At 38.1% G+C, this 17,824-nt stretch carries 19 protein-coding genes; 11 read left to right on the top strand and 8 right to left on the bottom strand.

Going from position 1 to position 17,824, the window contains the following annotated elements:
* Positions 1-67: 67 nt before the first annotated feature.
* The 5 genes from ZOBGAL_RS01395 to ZOBGAL_RS01375 all read left to right on the top strand — a co-directional run bounded on the left by ZOBGAL_RS01395 (position 68) and on the right by ZOBGAL_RS01375 (position 3,322).
* Positions 68-1,483: an MBL fold metallo-hydrolase gene (locus tag ZOBGAL_RS01395; protein WP_013991683.1), complete on the top strand. Its 1,416-nt coding sequence runs from the start codon at positions 68-70 to the stop codon at positions 1,481-1,483.
* 161 nt (positions 1,484-1,644) lie between these two features.
* A complete protein-coding gene (locus tag ZOBGAL_RS01390) occupies positions 1,645-1,989 on the top strand; it encodes a rhodanese-like domain-containing protein (protein WP_013991682.1) in 345 nt (114 codons plus the stop codon).
* A gap of 53 nt (positions 1,990-2,042) precedes the next feature.
* Positions 2,043-2,315: a heavy-metal-associated domain-containing protein gene (locus tag ZOBGAL_RS01385; RefSeq protein ID WP_013991681.1), complete on the top strand. Its 273-nt coding sequence runs from the start codon at positions 2,043-2,045 to the stop codon at positions 2,313-2,315.
* 87 nt (positions 2,316-2,402) lie between these two features.
* On the top strand, positions 2,403-2,612 hold the full coding sequence (locus ZOBGAL_RS01380; RefSeq protein WP_013991680.1) for a YgaP family membrane protein: 210 nt from the start codon (positions 2,403-2,405) through the stop codon (positions 2,610-2,612).
* A gap of 77 nt (positions 2,613-2,689) precedes the next feature.
* Positions 2,690-3,322, top strand: a complete 633-nt coding sequence (locus ZOBGAL_RS01375; RefSeq protein WP_013991679.1) for a Crp/Fnr family transcriptional regulator — start codon at positions 2,690-2,692, stop codon at positions 3,320-3,322.
* 171 nt (positions 3,323-3,493) lie between these two features.
* Here the strand turns inward: ZOBGAL_RS01375 and ZOBGAL_RS01370 are convergent, their stop codons facing one another.
* Together ZOBGAL_RS01370 and ZOBGAL_RS01365 are read right to left on the bottom strand one after the other, a co-directional pair.
* On the bottom strand, positions 3,494-4,090 hold the full coding sequence (locus tag ZOBGAL_RS01370) for a mobile mystery protein B (RefSeq protein ID WP_013991678.1): 597 nt from the start codon (positions 4,088-4,090) through the stop codon (positions 3,494-3,496).
* On the bottom strand, positions 4,081-4,542 hold the full coding sequence (locus ZOBGAL_RS01365; RefSeq protein ID WP_013991677.1) for a mobile mystery protein A: 462 nt from the start codon (positions 4,540-4,542) through the stop codon (positions 4,081-4,083). Before ZOBGAL_RS01365 ends, ZOBGAL_RS01370 begins: the two co-directional genes overlap by 10 nt.
* Positions 4,543-5,147: 605 nt before the next feature.
* Here ZOBGAL_RS01365 and ZOBGAL_RS01360 point away from each other — a divergent pair.
* Positions 5,148-6,896, top strand: coding sequence for a C1 family peptidase (locus tag ZOBGAL_RS01360; RefSeq protein ID WP_013991676.1), 1,749 nt, complete (start codon positions 5,148-5,150; stop codon positions 6,894-6,896).
* Between the two features lie 155 nt (positions 6,897-7,051).
* Here the strand turns inward: ZOBGAL_RS01360 and ZOBGAL_RS01355 are convergent, their stop codons facing one another.
* Together ZOBGAL_RS01355 and ZOBGAL_RS01350 are read right to left on the bottom strand one after the other, a co-directional pair.
* Positions 7,052-7,384, bottom strand: a complete 333-nt coding sequence (locus ZOBGAL_RS01355) for a hypothetical protein (protein WP_013991675.1) — start codon at positions 7,382-7,384, stop codon at positions 7,052-7,054.
* 455 nt (positions 7,385-7,839) lie between these two features.
* On the bottom strand, positions 7,840-9,651 hold the full coding sequence (locus ZOBGAL_RS01350) for an AAA family ATPase (protein ID WP_013991673.1): 1,812 nt from the start codon (positions 9,649-9,651) through the stop codon (positions 7,840-7,842).
* Between the two features lie 743 nt (positions 9,652-10,394).
* On the opposite strand from ZOBGAL_RS01350, the gene ZOBGAL_RS01345 reads away from it, so the two are divergent.
* Positions 10,395-10,904, top strand: coding sequence for a hypothetical protein (locus ZOBGAL_RS01345; RefSeq protein WP_013991672.1), 510 nt, complete (start codon positions 10,395-10,397; stop codon positions 10,902-10,904).
* Positions 10,905-10,907: 3 nt separating this feature from the next.
* Positions 10,908-11,570 (top strand): hypothetical protein, encoded by a 663-nt coding sequence (locus ZOBGAL_RS01340; protein ID WP_013991671.1) that lies wholly within the window; start codon positions 10,908-10,910, stop codon positions 11,568-11,570.
* Between the two features lie 508 nt (positions 11,571-12,078).
* Here ZOBGAL_RS01340 and ZOBGAL_RS01335 read toward each other — a convergent pair.
* Positions 12,079-12,606: a DUF6933 domain-containing protein gene (locus tag ZOBGAL_RS01335; RefSeq protein WP_013991670.1), complete on the bottom strand. Its 528-nt coding sequence runs from the start codon at positions 12,604-12,606 to the stop codon at positions 12,079-12,081.
* A gap of 520 nt (positions 12,607-13,126) precedes the next feature.
* Here ZOBGAL_RS01335 and ZOBGAL_RS01330 point away from each other — a divergent pair.
* From ZOBGAL_RS01330 to ZOBGAL_RS01325, 3 genes are all read left to right on the top strand, one after another.
* Positions 13,127-13,648 (top strand): hypothetical protein, encoded by a 522-nt coding sequence (locus ZOBGAL_RS01330; protein WP_013991669.1) that lies wholly within the window; start codon positions 13,127-13,129, stop codon positions 13,646-13,648.
* 561 nt (positions 13,649-14,209) lie between these two features.
* A complete protein-coding gene (locus tag ZOBGAL_RS23875; protein WP_262507923.1) occupies positions 14,210-14,344 on the top strand; it encodes a hypothetical protein in 135 nt (44 codons plus the stop codon).
* Positions 14,345-14,398: 54 nt separating this feature from the next.
* Positions 14,399-14,788 (top strand): transposase, encoded by a 390-nt coding sequence (locus tag ZOBGAL_RS01325; RefSeq protein WP_013991668.1) that lies wholly within the window; start codon positions 14,399-14,401, stop codon positions 14,786-14,788.
* A gap of 44 nt (positions 14,789-14,832) precedes the next feature.
* Here ZOBGAL_RS01325 and ZOBGAL_RS01320 read toward each other — a convergent pair whose 3' ends face one another.
* From ZOBGAL_RS01320 to ZOBGAL_RS01310, 3 genes are all read right to left on the bottom strand, one after another.
* Positions 14,833-15,498: a hypothetical protein gene (locus ZOBGAL_RS01320; protein WP_013991667.1), complete on the bottom strand. Its 666-nt coding sequence runs from the start codon at positions 15,496-15,498 to the stop codon at positions 14,833-14,835.
* A 362-nt stretch (positions 15,499-15,860) separates the two neighbouring features.
* Entirely contained in the window at positions 15,861-16,787 is a 927-nt protein-coding gene (locus ZOBGAL_RS01315) for a helix-turn-helix domain-containing protein (protein ID WP_013991666.1), read from the bottom strand.
* Positions 16,788-16,965: 178 nt separating this feature from the next.
* Positions 16,966-17,706, bottom strand: coding sequence for an SDR family oxidoreductase (locus ZOBGAL_RS01310; protein WP_013991665.1), 741 nt, complete (start codon positions 17,704-17,706; stop codon positions 16,966-16,968).
* Positions 17,707-17,824: the final 118 nt, after the last annotated feature.

Raw genomic sequence — 17,824 nt, 5'->3', positions numbered from 1 at the left:
CCAAAGTTACTTCGCAGATTATCAATCCGTTGTAATTTTACCCTAATTAAAAATAAAGCAAAGCATAATGAAGATAGAACAAATTTATACGGGATGTTTGGCACATGCGGCCTATTACTTGGAAAGCAATGGGGAGGCAGCTATTTTTGATCCACTTCGTGAGGTGCAGCCTTATATCGATAGGGCGGAAAATGACCATGCGAAAATTAAATATGTATTCGAGACCCATTTTCACGCCGATTTTGTGAGTGGCCATTTAGACCTGAAAAAGAAAACGGGGGCCGAGATCGTTTTTGGCCCTACCGCAAAACCGGGTTATGATGCCTTGATTGCCGAAGATGGTCAAATTTTTACCGTAGGAGCCTATAAGGTGAAGGCCATCCACACCCCAGGGCATACCATGGAGAGTACCACATACCTCTTGATCGACGAAAAAGGTAAGGAACACGGACTCATTACGGGGGATACCCTTTTTATTGGCGATGTGGGTAGGCCGGATTTGGCCCAACACGTAGTGGCCGACCTCACGGAAGAGAAATTGGCAGGCCATCTTTACGATTCGCTCCGCAACAAGATCATGCCCTTAGACGATAACCTGATCATATACCCTAACCACGGTGCAGGTTCTGCTTGTGGAAAGAAGATGAGTAAGCAAACGACAGACACCCTACGTCACCAAAAAGCGACCAATTATGCCTTGCGTGCCGATATGGGCAAGGAAGAGTTCATTAAGGAACTGTTGACGGGCTTGACCACGCCTCCGAGCTATTTTCCACAAAACGTGATGATGAACATTAAGGGCTATGATAGCTTGGATACGGTTATGGACCGCGCCAAAAAACCGCTGTCGGCCGAAGCTTTTGAAGTGCTTGCCAATGAAACCGGGGCATTGTTGCTCGATACCAGGGATGCTAAGGATTTTGCCAAGGGCTTTGTTCCCAACAGTGTTAATATAGGCCTTGATGGAAGTTTTGCCCAATGGGTAGGGGAAATGATCCCCGATGTAAAACAGGAAATTTTACTGATTACCTATCCCGGTAAACAAGAAGAGGCCATCACCCGATTGTCGCGTGTAGGTTATGACAATACCATAGGCTATCTCAAAGAAGGATTCGACACTTGGAAAAATGCCGATAAAGAAATTGAAACCGTTGGTCGTATTACTCCCCAAGAATTGGAATTGGCCTATGCTTCGGAAAAACCGCTGATCATCGATGTCCGGAAGAAAAGCGAATTCGATTCCGAGCATGTTATCGGGGCGATCAATGTTCCGCTCAATGAAATCAATCGGAATTTGGCCCGCTTTCCAAAAGACCGGCCCTTTGTTATCCATTGTGCGGGCGGGTATCGGAGTATGATCGCAGCGTCTATTTTAAAGCAAAGGGGCTGGGACGATTTTGTAGATGTCGCCGGCGGATTTGAAGAGATGAAAAATACGGGGATACGAATATCGGAATACGTCTGCCCGACCACACTACTCTAAAGCGCAAGCTTGAATACCCGTAATTTCCTGTAGATAAAAACGGAATGTCGGGACATAAAAAACAAAAACAGTAATTGAATTTGGTTGGTTATTTTTATGGGAAGCGGTCTTATTGATCAGGCCGTTTCCTTTTTTAAATCCCTTCCCTTAAAATAAAAACTATGTCATTCTTAAGTACAATATTCGGTCATAATAACGAAGCCTCCGATAAGATAGTGGTCTTGGACAAGATCGATTATGCATCGGCCATTTCAAATAAAAAAGTGCAATTGGTAGATGTGCGTACCGCTAATGAATTCAGCGGCGGACACATCAAGAACGCTTTGAACATCGATTTTTTCAATGCGGCCAATTTTGAGATTTCTTTTTCAAAACTTGATAAAACAAAACCCGTCTACATCTATTGCCGTTCAGGGGCAAGGAGTCAGAAAGCTGCCAAAAAATTAGTAGATATGGGCTTTTCGCAAATCTTTGACTTGAAAGGGGGCTATTCAAGATGGTCATAAATACGATTCACAACGAACAGGTTTAGCTTGATACAATAAAAGGTAAAATCAATATGAAGACAACGATTATAGTACAGAATTTAAAGTGCGGTGGCTGTGCCCATACCATAACCTCCAAAATTTCAGGGATGGAGGGTATATCTAACCTTAGGGTTGATGTAGCATCGGCCAAGGTGTCCTTTGTTCACGAGGATATTAACGATGCCTTAGTGGTAAAAGACCGCTTAAAGGCCTTGGGATATCCCTCTATCGAGAGTGATAATTCCATGGCGGCCAAGGCCATTTCCTTCTTTAGCTGTGCAACGGGCAAGATGTCGAAATCGTAAAAAGGCTTCTTGTCAGAGGTCAATAGAGTGGGGAAGCTAGGCGAGATACGCGTACAAAGATCTAGAAACAACTAAATTTTATATATTATGAAAACAAATATGGGGCGTACAGATCGTATAATTAGGCTTATTTTCGCAATCATTGTAGGGGTGTTGTTTTGGCAACATGCAATAGGAGGTATTTTGGCCTATGTGCTGTTGGCAATAGCAGCTATTTTTGTGATAACAAGTTTTATAGGTTTTTGTCCGCTGTATACCCTCTTCGGCTTTTCAAGCTGTAAAATAAAGGAAAAGTAAACCGCTTTAAGGGATGAAGCTTGATTGGGCAAGGAGCAAGGTCGATCGCTTATAGGGAAAAGGACTGAATTATTAGAATGAACCAACATTTAAAAGAGAAGTACGGACATATTTTTGAGAGCGACCTTCTTCAAGAAATCGATAGGGTGGCTACCTATAAGGAAATACCCGAAGGGTTTAAGCTTATTGAAATAGGGGAATTTATCAAAACGATGCCGCTCTTGGTTTCGGGGGTGGTAAAAGTACTTAGGGAAGATGATAAAGGAGATGAATTGCTGCTTTATTTCCTTGAGCATGGCGATACCTGTGCCATGACCTTAAGCTGTTGCGTAGGCCATAAAAGAAGCGAGATCCGTGCGGTGGCCGAAACCGAAGCCGTATTGATTATGGTGCCCGTGGGGAAAATGGAGGAATGGATGGCCAAATACCCAAGCTGGCGCAACTTTATTCTACAAAGCTACCACAACCGTCTGAATGAAATGCTGGAAACCTTGGATAGCATCGCATTTTTAAAGATGGATGAACGCCTATTGAAATACCTAAGGGAAAAATCACGGGTTACCGGCAGTAGCACCATTAACAGCACCCACCAAGAAATTGCCTACGAACTACATACATCGCGCGTAGTGGTGTCGCGTTTGCTCAAAAAACTTGAGAATATGGGCAAGGTAAAACTACACAGATACTATATTACCCTGGTGGACCTATAAATTTTTCGATAGGGCGGCATCTTCCTTGTAAAGATTTAACCTGTTGTAAGCTGTCGCGAGATAGACTGCCCAGTGTTCTACAACTTCATTCAAGCTATTGTTTTTAATTCGTATGGGACTAGCCCCAAAGCAATTGAATCAAGGGACAGGGGTTGATTTACAGACCCGGCATTAGTTTTTTGCAAATTCAATTAACTGTTTATAATTGCCATGGTCTGCTTCTCTTAGGGCTTTTATATATTGTTTTCTTGTTTCATTAGCTTCAACCATATTTGATTGATGCCAAGAAAATATTTCATTTCCAAATATTGATTCCATAATAATGTCGGCCATCATTCTCGAGTGTCTTCCATTTCCATTTGGAAAGCAATGAATGGATACTATGCGATGTTTAAATCTTATAGCTATTTCTTCAGGTGGAAAAGTTTTGTTTTCTATCCAATACTTAGTGTCGTCCAGTAAATTTTTTAATTCAATTCCAATTTGCGTCCACGGAATTCCAATGTTCTTTTCGGTCTTTCTAAAATCGCCTGCCCATTTCCATACATCACCATACATTCTTTTGTGCAAGCCTCTTACAAACTTTTCAGTTAAAATTTTTTCAAGTTTGAATTTTGTATGAATAGTCCATTCCACTGCTTTTTCAATATTCAATTGCTCAAATTCATCTAGTTCTGCTTGAGTAGTAATAGACTTTATTTTAAGGCCTTCCTTTTCTTCTTCGTCTAAAGGTGTTTGTCCATCTTTATAATCGAACTCTAATCCCATAATGATTTTTTCATCTCTCGTTTTATTTCGTCAGCAAGTTCTTTTATGGTTTTGTTTATTTTTTCATCCCCAATTCCTTGGTTCTCTAATTTCATGTTTTGATTCGTCCTTAAAACTATTTTTCGTGCTAGCTTTTCGGCCTTTAAGTTTACTAAGCTTTCAATCGTCCCATCTTTCGGAATAAAACCATAGACAAGTTTCATATTCAAAGCATTACCGACATCTTTTAATTTATTGAGGGTTATCTGGCCTGTAGCTTCACGTTCCTCGATTTTTTGTATAGCTCCTTTAGTTAAGTTAAGTTTGGTCCCTAATTGGTCCCTCGTCATATTAAGGGTAGTTCTAATAGTATTCACCCATCCCTTTTGTGGGACCAGGACGGTTCCGGCATCTTTAAAATTCGCCAATTTTTGGTCTAGTTGTTCTATGAGTAGTTTTTTCTTGTTTCTCATTTGTTCGTATTTTATACATATAAGTATGTAATTTAATTTAAAAGTATACATATAAATATAAAAAAAATAATAAAAGAATACTTATATGTATCTTTTTTGGATTTTGATTATACAAATACGTATTACCAAGTTTGTGTGAGAGCCTAAGTTTTAAATTAATGTCAAGGGTCTTGGCTAAGCGTAGTTGCGTGGGGTAGCACTAAATTTTGCAAGTACGCACCAAACTGACACGAGCGCAGCGAACTGGCGCAAGCAAAATCTGCGGGGATTTTCAGAAGTAGGTGAGAACAAGCAATTATTTATGGCCATTGTGCCTGTTGCGCAACTATGAATTCCATCTGCCTAATCTTGACGTTTCGGAGCGTATTCTGTGAGAAATATATCAACGTAAACTTGCTCACGTTTCCGTTTATATAAACTTGCTAAAATCCGTTTGTGTTTTATCTTTCTGTAAGCTTCCAGTTAGCTGTCTTTTGACATTTCAATCTTCCGCGAAAGTGAATAGCAGCTTTACAAGAAACATTTTGCAATGGAGTAAAAAACAATGCTCATGTTAACCTATTATTTTTTTCTTCATCAAATGGTCAATCATAATACTAGAGGTCATGAGAAAAATAGAAATAATTACGATAAAAATTTTAGCACTTTGCTTAATTGTAAGCTGTTCGGCACCAGAAGTTGAAATTATTCCAGAAACCGAAACCCAAGGAGAATACGTAAACCTTATAAACCAGCAGTCAGAACTAAAGCCGCAAGGTGGAAGGGGTACATGTATTGTGTTCGCAGCGGTAGCAGCTGTGGAGGCCAAATTGAAAAGAAAGGGTTTTGGAGAAGTGGATCTGTCTGAAGAATTCGTAAACTATGCCAGAAAGGCATTTTATATTCATCCCGTAATGCAAGATTATGTAGATGGAAGAAAAACAGAGAATCAATTAGGATCACAAGGTGGTGGTGGAGGTTTTTATACTGCTTCGCATATGCTAGCCGGATTAAAAGTGCCAAAGGAAGTGGTTATGCCCTATCAAACGAGTAATAATTACTACACACAAAATTACCCTATACTAAATCGTTTATTGAATGAAGACGAATTTAAAACCCAATTTAATTACAATACTTTTAACTTGAATCCTGAAATTTTAACTGACGATTTGTTAAGGGGGGAGCATACTTGGTATTCCGTTACCGGTGTTCAAGAAATTATTGACCCAAGGCAAAATATCGACCAAATAGAAAATGCCCTGCGCAATAGAAATGAGGTCATTATAGATTTTAGGGTTCCTGTAGATTTTAACCTTGATGAAAATAATACGTGGAGAGCCTCATCTAATGATTCGGCAAATGGTGCCCACTCGGTGCTATTGGTTGGTTTTGATAAGAGAAATCCAGATGCTTCAAAACATTATTTTATCGTAAAAAATTCATGGGGAAATGTGCGTACGGATAAACGGGAAGAGTATGCTGGGTACACTACTTTTAGCTATGATTTTATTCAGAAAAATGTTACTGTTGCAGGTTTTATCAAAGACGTTAAAACCCTTAGTTTTGGAAATGATGGATTTAAATGGCCAGAACTAAAATTTATTGGGCGTTGGAAAACAGTTTTTCATGGACAAAACGGAACTTTAGACATCTATAATATTCCAGGATTGAATGATGCCGTGATTGAAAGTCATTTTCAACAGGGCAGAATAAGTTCCAAACATGAAGATTATCGTATTGGGACTTATTATGACGAAAACGGCACTGTTTATCGCGTTAATGGAAAAATGGAAGGAAATAAATTAACATTCAGTCTCAATTATGAACAGCCCATATTACCATGGGAAGAGCCTTTTCCCGGTATATTTTCAAACGAGGAGACCTATGCGAGAGATGGTTATAAAAAATTCACATTCTACTTAGATAAGAATAATTTTATGGGTGGTTATGCCACCAAAGGGGAGTATTATAGCAGTGCGCATAAATATGTAGGTGGATTTGCAACAAAGATGGAACGCCCTAATATTAATTATACCATATTAACACGTACAACACCTTCCAATTATTTACAAAGACCGTTTAAATTTTATTCAGAATTGATTGAGGGTGATATATATTTTGATAAAACAACCTTGTATTCTAGTTCATATTTTGAAGTGAGTGGTCAATTCATAAGTGAAAATAATTTTGGTGTCTCGGTTAAGCTGTTAGTGCCAAGGGATGCTAATGAAAATACTATTTTTAAAATTGTATATCCTAATAAAGAATTACGTTTTGAATGTAAATTAGCACAACGAAAAGATGCATTTATAGGAATTCTCCCAGATGCCGATGAAGATAAGGTTATCCCCTTTTTACTATACGTTAACGAGTAATAAACTCTGATACGAAATCAGCATAGGATAGTTTTTTAGTAACTGTTGGGTCTGTAAATTAAACTTTGTCCGATTTGTCAATCCCTCTGGGACTAGGCCCAAAAGAATTAAAAACAATAGCTTGAATGAAGTTTTAGAAAACTAAGCAGTTCTATCTAGGGGGAGCTTATAAGATGTGTCATAATTGATTCCAGTAACCAAAATATAGAAAGTCCCAATACTCCCCCAATGAGATATGACAATTCCTTTTTTCTTCTAGATAGTTTAGAATATTTAATCTCATAGAAAACGAATACTTGAGTATATAAGCCAAAAGAAAGAAGTCCAATTACATAAATAATAATTGCTGTAATTATTTTCTTTTCAAACGAAATATATCTAAGAACTCCAAGAATTGTTAACCAACCCAAAATTTCAAAAAATTTTGGAACATACTTTAGAATAGCTTTATCATATTTTTTTAGAGGATTTTTAGACTTCTTCGACATTTTTTATTGGTGCTATATGCGTTTCAAGTTTAGTACAGTTCATTTCAGCTTGCAGGTAACGATTGGGCTAAGCGTAGTGTGGAGGTACGACATCTGCGACAGCAGTGGGCGAGTTGGCGCGCTGGCCAGTTTACGTCTGCGCACGAAGCTAAAGCTTTTGGTTTTGCTTTTTTTGTTCCAAAGCTAAAATTTAATATTTCGCTGTCGCGTAATCTTCAATTTAGCGACATCATAAAAATACACAGACATTTAGATTTAGCCCTAAACTCCGCATTACGTATAGGTTTTGTGCCTGTTGCGCAACTATGAATTCCATTAATACGTACTTCTTGGTTATTTATTACGAAATATAACTAGCTGATATATTGAGTTTTAATTGTTTTTGATAATTCAAAAACTATCAATTTATTCCTGATGACGAGTTGTGCAACGGTTACCATTGTTGTAACCAGTACTTATTCTACAATGCTTAATAAATCTGTGAACATTTCCGTGAATTCGTATCGCTCTGTTCCATTGTCATCATATCTCTCGACTTCTCTTATTTGCTCTGTTGTCATAAGTGTCCAATAATCTTCAAGAACATTTTGTTTTCTTGATGTCTTTTCTGCCGCGATTAAAACCTTTGCATCGCAGGTATCTGTAAAATTAAATGTGCTACCTGCTGGCAAATTCAAAACATCAATATGTACATAATTTTCAGGCTCTCGTTTACGAGTTAAATATGCTTTTATTCCATTATTCCTTAATTCTTGAATTTTATCTCTGTTTTGTTGTTCTTCATTTGTACCTAAGTCTGAGTCTAACATTACACCATATGGAATAGCAAATTGCTCAATGAGTCGAAGAGTTGTCCAATGTTTTAAGTTTCCACAACCTCCAATAGGAACTAAAGCAATCCTTTTATCCACAAAGGTATGAGCAATATATCCTCCGTTTTTTAATTGTGTAGCAGTATGATTTATAAACGTCACATCGCTTTTACCTTCTATTAGCAAAATTCCGCTTGCATTTTTTGAAATTGGGTCTGCTAAAACTCCTAAAGTATCTGCAATTTTTTCAAAAACATCTTCCGTACCTAATTCGATTGTTCTGTCATTTCCATTTTTTTGAATGAAACGTAAACTATCTAATGGCAGTAAACCTGCAAGAGCAGGTGTATGTGTAGTTAAAATTATCTGTGAATTACCTGTATTTGATAGTTCCATAAATGCTTGAATCAGCATTTCTTGATGGTCAGGATGTTGAGAGGTTTCAGGTTCTTCAAATGCGAATATTATTTGATTTCCTTGATGTTGAGCTCTTAATCTTTCTGCTTCTGCTCTGAAAAAGTTTAATAGAATTAATCTTCTTACTCCACTTCCTCTTTTATTTATAGGAATATCCTCTTCAGATTTTATTGTTAATTTAAATTGTGAATCAAATTTAGGTTCGGTTTTAAACTCTGGAATTAATTCATTCGCTAAATCAGGCGACATCTCTTTAAGTTTGTTTAAAGTCCTGTTAGCTGTGTCAATAGCTTTAATCCTAACTTGTTCTTTTATGTGTTCAAGTTCAGTATTTAATTCAGATAAGGCTTGTTGAACCGCAATTTTCATTGGGTCACTTACTTCTTTATCATCATCTTTACTTTGCCTATCTGATTGAAAAAGAGCATAAAGTGGTAAGTAAGTTTTTATAGTATCGTAAACTTTTTTAGTGTCTTCTTTGTCAACTAACAATTCTGTTTCCTCGAGCTCGAGATTTTCAAAAGAATTTCTTATTGCTTCTCGAATTGATGAATTGACATTTCCATTATAATTTTCAGTTGGAATACCCAACGCCTTAGCTCTTTGTTTTAGTTCAGCTTTTTTAAGAGTAAGTAAATCATTTCCATTATCTACACTCGGATGATTACAAATTATATAAACTTTCTCTTTAGGTTTTGCGGCGGTAGCTGCAAAGACCTTTTTTATCTCTAGTTTATTTTGTAAATTTAATAGATATTCGTTTTGTAAAGTAGTAGGATTTGCTGTATCAATTATTAAATCAGCCGGAAAATCAGTAAAAACACAGGTTATTTCAATCTTATTATTATCCGCTGTAGTGTTTAAATCGCCCTTTTCACAATTCACTAAAGAATTATTGAAGAATATTTCAAGAGCTTCGAGAATAGTAGATTTCCCTGCATCATTCTTTCCAATAAATGCAGTTAGATTAGAAATTGGAACAATTGTCTCAGTTTTATAACCTCTAAAATTTTTGATTTTTACTGTTTCTAATATCATTGGTTGGATTTTTTCGTATTGGTTACAACAACAGGATATAGTTATTGATGCTATCCTTCTTATAGCACCCGCAAACCGATATCCTTCTTTTTAACTCCTCTAATTTACCACCTTTACGAACACCTGCCTTACGGATTTACGTAAGGCCTTTAAGAAAGTTTTTAACAGGGGCTCCGTAGGGGGCAGAGAACAGTAGATAGGTCGGTCTTTGCCCTAAAAAGCGCTTAGGAGGTGGTTATTTCGACAATTATAGACTGGTGCAAGGGGTACTATTGTTGTAATTCGTTTCCCCCTCTGTAAATTCACCAGGTAGTTTTTTTCTTGCCGAGCTTGCCCATAAGTACGGGATACATCCTATCCATATCAGAGTCCTTGAATAGCTTTCGATAACGGCAAAATCTTTGTTTTGGGGCAATTGAAGATAACGTTATCATGTGAACAACGTTTTTTTTTAAATAGTGCATTTAGCAAACCATACTGTTTCTTTGGCAAATCCTTTCAATGCGGTGAACTGCCTACAGTTCATATTGGATTTCTTCGATGTCGATGTGATGCTTAAAACTGCTTTGAGTTTTAATGGTACAATTAAAAGTAAGATTGTGTCGTTAACTTTAATAACTAGCTGAAATAACTTACTATATTCATTTTTCCGATTAAAGCCTTCAAAATCCCTATTTTCACCTACTAAGATTGAAGGATAAATAGCCTTAAATTCAAATCATTACCAGCAAGTACTATTATTTATGAGACAAGTTACTATAATTGTTACCAGTTTTACCTTGGCAAATGCACACATTCCAAGCTATCCCGATAGTCAAAATTATCAAATTTTATATCGAGTTCCATTGTACCGTATTTATGTCGAGGGGAGGGACGCTGCGAACAACTTAGTACAAGAAGATTTTGAAGCGATTCGCTTTGGAGTACATAAGAGTACTTCTAGCCAACCTATGGTCGTAGGTATGGCCCAGGCTCAAACACATACGCTGTCATGGGAGGATATAAGTACAATGCCTGGTAACGCATGGAGAGTCTATGACGGGTTTTTTATTCACGAAGGACCAGAGTACCCATTAAATGGCAATTTCGGCTCGATTGGATGCGTAGAGATTTGTGGTGTATCGGAGTGGGATCGATTCAACAAGGTAATCAAAGATTTAACGGGAGTGAATAATTATAATCAAATAAGCAATAGTAACCTTTTGACCGCGGAATACGAAATTGCTACACGCCCGCCACTAATACAGGTATAAGATATGAAGCAGTTAATTATTATTTTATTGGCTATTACGCTGTTTTCCGCTTGTAAAGAGAATACGAAACAAAAACCGGAAACTCATCTAAAGCAATCAATATCAAAAACTGATAGCGTCTCAAGGTCACCAATTAAAGTTTTTACTATCATACACGATAGTACTTCTATCGGTGGTATGGAACAATTGACCAAGCTGAATAAGGGCTTGGACCAATCTTTCAAAGAAAATAAGGATGTGCTAGATGAACAATGGTTAAAAGAAAGTTTAGACAGCTATGAACGCATGGGATTTAAAAAAGTTTTAGCTCGAGATTTCGAAAATAACAGCTTTGTCAAAGCGACCCAAACCCATGTGTCTTTTTTGGCTCCTGAACGTGAAGGTACAACCGGTACTATCAATTTGGAAGAATGGCATTTTGAAGATGAGGCCACGGCTATATCTTGCTTTGAAAGTCTTACCACTTATAGGGAAAGAGAAATATATTATAAAGTCATCAATTGGATTTTTGTACGTAAAAAAAACAAACTGTTTTTAATATTTGGTTTTCACTTTAATGTAGACTCTGAACCGATGCGAACCGTAAAACAACATTTGATCGATGACCTAAAAGGACAAGGGGAATATGAGGTAATTGAAATTGGTCCAAAACGTCGACCATCTTGATGATTCTTATATATAGCGGTTACTGAAACTGGACGATTATCGTCAACTAGCTGTTTTAAGGTAGCTTCTGGAGCTATACAAACTATAAGCATATTGTAAGGAAACAGGGAGCATATAATCTTATCGCAATGGGGTAAATGTTATTTTTAATCAAATGCAAATTCCTATGGTTTTTGGGAGCCATTGGGGATAAGGGTCTTGACTAAGCGTAGTTCCTTGGGTTAGCACTTACATTTTGCAAGTACGCACCAAGCTGACACTAGCGCAGCGAACTGGCGCAAGCAAAATCCGCGGGGATTTTCAGAAGTAGGTGAGAACAAGCAATTATTTATGTCCATTGTGCTTGTTGCGCAACTATGAATTCCATTAATACATGCTTGTTAGGTTATTTTTTGAAAAATATAACTAACTGATATATCGGGTTTTAATTATTTCAAATAATTCAAAAACTATCAATTTATTCCTGATGACGAGTTGTGCAACGCTTACCATTGTTCTACACCGTTTTTTACTCAGCCAACAGCTTCTCCATTTCCTTTATCGAATCTGTATAGTCGGACGTTTTATGGCCTTTTCCGATGTGGATTGGGCTTGTGTTCAGTCTATTTGTCAAGTCCTTGATCGGCATGTTTTCGAGACTGCCGAACTCATATTTCCACCAGTCCAGGTCCCGTAATCTGTGATTTTGGTAACCAGTTGTTTTTCGGTCATTGTCCGTTGGCAAAAACTCCAATTGTCCGATTATCAAGTCCAACTTTTCAAAGTCCGTTATTATACCGTCGTACACGAGTTGTCCAAAGAACGATTCCTTGAATATTGAATCGATGTTCGTCAAGTCCGACGCTTTGATGTCCGTCAGGATTACGTTGTATTTGGTAAGTCCATTTGTGAGCAACCAACATTTTTTTCTGTCTACGTAGAAGACCGTTCCATTCCATTTGCCGAGTTTCCCGGAATCGTGATTCTGATCGGTCGAAATCAGTTTCTTGACCAACTTTTGCAGTTTCTTCGTGGTATGGATTTTTGTTCTTTTCAAAATGGTGTAGAGCGGTCTGGTATAAGATTAGTTACGTTGTTTGACGTACCTAATTTAGCAAATACAAACCGAATATAAAATCCGAGAGGATCTTCGTAAGTAGGCTTGCACTAGCAATTAATTTCATACGTTGTGTGTGCCCGGCATGGGCATCTTTTACCTACGGAAAAGCAGTATGAATTAACCTAGATTTGTAGAAAACCTGTCCTACTAATTGGGGAATGAACACTTAGAGAACTTGGTGTAGAAAAATAATCATTTAGGTGAATTTGAGTCTTCTTTATTAGTATCTTTTCCATTAAACTGTTTTTAGAGGAATGTTTTTTTTGCAACTATAAAATACAACTATTTTAAACAGTTTTTCTCTTTTTTACTTCACGAAAACATCAGTAAAATCAATACTTAACAAAATATTATAGATGATTTTCAGGGGATGGCTAAATAAAACTGGATTAAAAAAGTATAAGAAATAATAGGGTTTTTCTTTTATAATTTGTTTTTATAAAAAACACACATCAATATGTTTAGTGATACAGAAATAGCAAAAGAAATGGGAAGACAACTTGTAAAGAGAGGTGTCATGGATAAACAAACTTTAAGTAGCCTTATTAATGATGGCACCACCGAAAATGATGTAAGAGATAAGGGGAATACTATAGACCAAGGTAAATTTAAAGATTATTGGAAGGAAATGGAAAAATGGGTAAATAATAACGGAGGTGATTTTAATAAACTCAGTGGTAATTTAGCCCAAGGGCGTGAAGGAGGTAATCCAAGGGGGTTGACAGCGAAGCCATTATATAATGATGCCTTTAAGGATGTTAATATTCATATAAATTCTAGTGGTTTCAAGCCTATTAAAGCAATTTCAAATCAATTACGTTTTATAGAAATCTATCAAGGTCTACAACAAAGTCAGTCCCCATCAAGGGCATCAAGTCAGTCCCCGTCAAGGGCATCAAGTCAGTCCCCATCAAGGGCATCAAGTCAGTCCCCAAAGGGCATCAAGTCAGTCCCATCAAGGCCTAAATTTAGAAGATAATAGATAGAGCGCACCAGTGGCAAGAAAGCAGTTATTAAAATCGTTACAGAGAAAATTTGATAAACTTTCAGTCTGAGTAGTGAAATGAACGCTAACGTGTTTGTGTCTGGTTAGTTACGTGGTTTATGTAACTAATTTGGCAAATAAAAACTGAATTAAAAGTCTGCGAGTATTTTCCTAAATAAGCCATAAACAGCAATAAATTATTCACGGTGTGTGCCCAGTATGGTCGTCTTTTAACCACAGAAAAGTAGTTAATTAATCTAGAGGGTGCAAGTCCCTTATGCGCCGGGGTAACGTCTGGAAGCATTAGTAAGTCGCAAAAGGGGTAACCGTGAGGTTACACCTGAAGAAAGCGAGACTACAAAACTCGGTACCGACGAACAGGAACCGTATACGGAGGCATATTTACTTGGGTAAGCAAGCACATCATTGTAACGCCCCAAGATTACAAAAGGGTAAGTATGTAGATACGGCGGTTATTGAGCGAAAGAAGATGCAATTACCCCGATAAAGATCGGGGCAGGCTCTGGGGAGGTCTCCAAAGCTACGTGTAGCTATATGGAGAAGTCAGCAGAGGTCATATTACTTAAGGGAAACGAGCTAGGGCAGTATCCTAGAGGTCTCACGAACAAGGAAGGACCGAACGTAATTCTCTTCAAAATTCGCATAGGAGCACATGTTGTGAGACTGTAAACTGAACTCTGTCTGAAAAAAGATTATAATTATTAATTTTATTCAGACAGAATTATGACAAAGAAAGAACAGACTGAATTTGAAAAAAAGGTGCTCGAGCAGTTCATGTCGGGCAAGAACCTATTCGGAGAAGGGGGCGCCTTTGCCCCCATGCTGAAGAATGTGATCGAGAAGGCCCTTGAGGCGGAGATGGACGGCCATCTGGACGAGGGTGAGCGCGCCAAGGGCAACAAACGCAACGGCAAGGGGAAAAAGACCCTGAAAAGTGGTTTTGGCACCTTCGACATCGATACTCCCCAGGACCGCCAGAGCAGTTTTGAGCCCGAGCTGGTGAAGAAACGTCAGACCATTTTGGCGGACAACCTTTCGGAGAAGATCATCGGCCTCTACGGCCTTGGGATGAGTTACCGGGACATCTCGTCCCATCTGTCAATTTATTCCTGATGACGAGTTGTGTAACGGTTACCAATGTTGGCGTTTCGTTTTTTTTATTCTAAGGTCGTTCCGTCTTCAAAAATTACTTTTTCTGGTTTCCAAACAATTTTCAAATCTTTCAAGTCTTTATTTTTTAAGGTCTTGTCATCGTCCATAAATTGATTGTAATCGGTAGTAGCGTTCCAATTTACTTCTTGTCCTGCTGGAATTGGTTGGTCATAAACGAAGTTTAATGATTTGATTTCTTCATCAAATAAATTAGTAAATGTTATTCCACCTTTTACCGCCCTGATGGCTTTATCTGATTTGTTTTGAATTACAAACTTATAGGTGATATAGTCTTGGTAATCAACTTCTGTATATCCTTTCTCAAAACAAGAAACAATAACAGCTTCTGTTAACTTTTTAATTCGCTTAGCTTCTTCTCTTGCAGCTTTTTCAGCAAGTGCTTTTTGTTCGGCTTCAATTTTTTCTTGCTCCGCTTTCCACTTTTTGCCATCTTCTAAAATTTCGGCATAAGTCATATCTTCAAGTTTCTTGTCTTGAAATTTTAGCCTTATCATCGAACCTGCCAAAAGCTGTAATTCAGTTGAGTCAATTTTGTCTTTGATAGTTTGAATATCTTCTTTGGCTGTTTCCTCATTAAATTTCTTGTCTAATGGAGAAGAGCAAGAAAACATTAATGCCACCATTGCAATTAGTAAAAGTTTTTTTTTCATTTCTGATTAATTTAATTTTTGTCTACTCTTTAAAATCGGATTTTCGACTTTACTCCATTTATGGCTTTTTCAAATGAACGCCAACAACTGTATATGTGTACAATTACACATATACCTCTTTATTCGGGTGTAAAAACAATAGTTTAGCTTGCCCAAATACACGCGCAATGTAAAACGTCCTGTATTTTTTTCCTTACGTAAAAGCGTAACGAGGTGTTAATTAGAATATTTTTTTTTGGGATTATAAGGAGGCAGAGGATTGACGGTTGGAAATTAAAAGCCCTATAAGCGACTTGTTAGAGTTATGTATTTATAAAACCGAGGGATTCTATATCAGGTGCATTTACCACCAAAACTATTCTTTAATTAAAGGTTTTCCGGAACTCCAAGGGAGACATTTCCGTTTTGTTCTTAAACAGTTTGTTGAAGGAGCTTGGGTATTCAAAGCCTAAATTATACGCAATCTCGTTAATGGGCAAAGGGGTGGTTGAAAGCTGTTCTTTTGCTTTTTCGATCAGTTTGTTATGGATATGCTGTTGGGTGCCCATTCCGGTCAAAGACTTCAACATACTACTTAGGTAACTTGGGGAAAGGTGGAGTTCTTGCGAAATATGCTCCACCGTCGGTAGGCCGAGTTCCATTAAATTTTCTTGATCGAAGTACGCTTGCAATAGCTGTTCTACCTGCCCTAAAAGTTGATGGTTCGGGGTGTTGCGCGTGATAAATTGCCGTTCGTAAAACCGTTCGGCATAGTTGAGCAAGAGCTCCAATTGCGATACGATAATTTTTTGGCTGAATTTATCGATTGGGGAGCGATATTCTTTTTCTATACGCTTAAAGATATCGATCATCATCTCTTCTTCCTCTTCCGACAAGAACAAAGATTCGTTGATGTCATATCCAAAGAATGCATAAGATTTCATGGTTTGGGCCAAGGAGGTATTCCACAAAAAATCAGGATGCACCAAGAGGAGCCAACCGGTAGGTTTTGATGCTCCCTTTAAATTGATATTCGGATTCCTTTCCATGCCCATCACCTGGTCCGGGGCCAAAAAGGTCATTATGCCCTCGTTAAAATCGTACTCCTTTTGTCCGTAAAACAGTTTATAGGGCACGTTTCGCTTTAAACCGATGGTGTAGTATTTCTGCACCAATTTCAGTCCCTTTAGGTCTTCGGGAAACCTTACCTGGCCAAAATCGATCAGACTTATTAAAGGATGTCTGGGGGCGGAAAGATTCGCAAAACGGTGAAAGTCCAGAATTTTCGGAATGTATTTGAGATGGCCCATATTCGTATTTTACTCGATCATCGAGATGACATGCCCCTAGGCTTGCCCCGAGGTAGTTTACGGTAAGGTATATTTTTTTTTGATAATGCCCCGTGGAATATCTTGCGATTGGCAAAGATAAGTTCCAAAATACTCTAGGTGTTTCACTTAAAACGCTTTGTGCCGAGGCTTTCTTCGACTAGGCCATTCCGCCGTTGATCCCTATATTCTGGGCATTGATCCATTTGGCTTCGTCACTCGCTAAAAAAGCTACCACCTGGGCGATATCATGGGTTTCGGCAATGCGTTGAAAAGGGGAAAGTGCGGCCAAGCGGTCTACGGTCTCTTTTGTTTTTCCTTGCATAAACAACTCGGTATTTGTCGGTCCCGGGGAAACCGAATTAACATTGATCCCACGACTCCCTATTTCTTTGGAAAAAATCCGTGTAAGTTGCTCTACGGCCGACTTTGTAGCGACGTATGTACCGTAGGTTGGGAGCATCAACCGGTTTACCGAGGTGGAAACATTGATGATGCTTCCGTTTTCAGAAAGCTTTGTAGCGGCCTCGCGAAGTGTATTGAAAACGCCCTTTACATTGGTGTCAAATTGAAGTTCGAAAGCTTCGTCAGTGGTGTCTTTTATCAATTGATTGACCATAATTCCGGCATTGTTCACCAAAATATCCACTTGGCCAAAATGGGCAATGCTTTGGTCGAATAAACGGCTTACGTCTTCCTTTGACCTTACATCGGCCTGAATTTGTATGGCTTCGCCGCCTTCGGCGATAATCGCGTTCACTACATTTTTAGCGGCTTCTTCGTTACCGGCATAATTGACTACTACCTTTGCCTTGTTTTTGGCCAAGGTTTTAGCGATTTCCGCACCGATTCCTTTAGATGATCCCGTTATTAAGGCCACCTTGCCTTCTAGATTACCCATGTTTTTTTCGTTTAAGATTCATACGACAAAGTTGGGGTATTTGGTCGACTTAAACTTGTCCAAATCGGGTTTTTACTTGTCCTTATTTGCTATGGTTTGGTATTGTGGGGCAAGGCGG

This window comes from Zobellia galactanivorans, assembly GCF_000973105.1.
GTDB lineage: Bacteria > Bacteroidota > Bacteroidia > Flavobacteriales > Flavobacteriaceae > Zobellia > Zobellia galactanivorans.
The sequence above is the reverse complement of the archived record's forward strand: the minus strand, read 5'-3'. Positions and strand labels throughout refer to the sequence as shown.

Bases quoted from the DNA above. Each gene is read 5' to 3' on its own strand.
- ZOBGAL_RS01340 (WP_013991671.1), top strand. From the start codon at position 10,908: ATGAAGCAGTTAATTATTATTTTATTGGCTATTACGCTGTTTTCCGCT.
- ZOBGAL_RS01350 (WP_013991673.1), bottom strand. From the start codon at position 9,651: ATGATATTAGAAACAGTAAAAATCAAAAATTTTAGAGGTTATAAAACT.
- ZOBGAL_RS01395 (WP_013991683.1), top strand. From the start codon at position 68: ATGAAGATAGAACAAATTTATACGGGATGTTTGGCACATGCGGCCTAT.
- ZOBGAL_RS01360 (WP_013991676.1), top strand. From the start codon at position 5,148: ATGAGAAAAATAGAAATAATTACGATAAAAATTTTAGCACTTTGCTTA.
- ZOBGAL_RS01325 (WP_013991668.1), top strand. From the start codon at position 14,399: ATGACAAAGAAAGAACAGACTGAATTTGAAAAAAAGGTGCTCGAGCAG.
- ZOBGAL_RS01310 (WP_013991665.1), bottom strand. From the start codon at position 17,706: ATGGGTAATCTAGAAGGCAAGGTGGCCTTAATAACGGGATCATCTAAA.
- ZOBGAL_RS01390 (WP_013991682.1), top strand. From the start codon at position 1,645: ATGTCATTCTTAAGTACAATATTCGGTCATAATAACGAAGCCTCCGAT.
- ZOBGAL_RS01385 (WP_013991681.1), top strand. From the start codon at position 2,043: ATGAAGACAACGATTATAGTACAGAATTTAAAGTGCGGTGGCTGTGCC.
- ZOBGAL_RS01315 (WP_013991666.1), bottom strand. From the start codon at position 16,787: ATGGGCCATCTCAAATACATTCCGAAAATTCTGGACTTTCACCGTTTT.
- ZOBGAL_RS01320 (WP_013991667.1), bottom strand. From the start codon at position 15,498: ATGAAAAAAAAACTTTTACTAATTGCAATGGTGGCATTAATGTTTTCT.
- ZOBGAL_RS01375 (WP_013991679.1), top strand. From the start codon at position 2,690: ATGAACCAACATTTAAAAGAGAAGTACGGACATATTTTTGAGAGCGAC.
- ZOBGAL_RS01355 (WP_013991675.1), bottom strand. From the start codon at position 7,384: ATGTCGAAGAAGTCTAAAAATCCTCTAAAAAAATATGATAAAGCTATT.
- ZOBGAL_RS01345 (WP_013991672.1), top strand. From the start codon at position 10,395: ATGAGACAAGTTACTATAATTGTTACCAGTTTTACCTTGGCAAATGCA.
- ZOBGAL_RS01370 (WP_013991678.1), bottom strand. From the start codon at position 4,090: ATGGGATTAGAGTTCGATTATAAAGATGGACAAACACCTTTAGACGAA.
- ZOBGAL_RS01330 (WP_013991669.1), top strand. From the start codon at position 13,127: ATGTTTAGTGATACAGAAATAGCAAAAGAAATGGGAAGACAACTTGTA.
- ZOBGAL_RS01380 (WP_013991680.1), top strand. From the start codon at position 2,403: ATGAAAACAAATATGGGGCGTACAGATCGTATAATTAGGCTTATTTTC.
- ZOBGAL_RS01365 (WP_013991677.1), bottom strand. From the start codon at position 4,542: ATGAGAAACAAGAAAAAACTACTCATAGAACAACTAGACCAAAAATTG.
- ZOBGAL_RS23875 (WP_262507923.1), top strand. From the start codon at position 14,210: ATGGAGAAGTCAGCAGAGGTCATATTACTTAAGGGAAACGAGCTAGGG.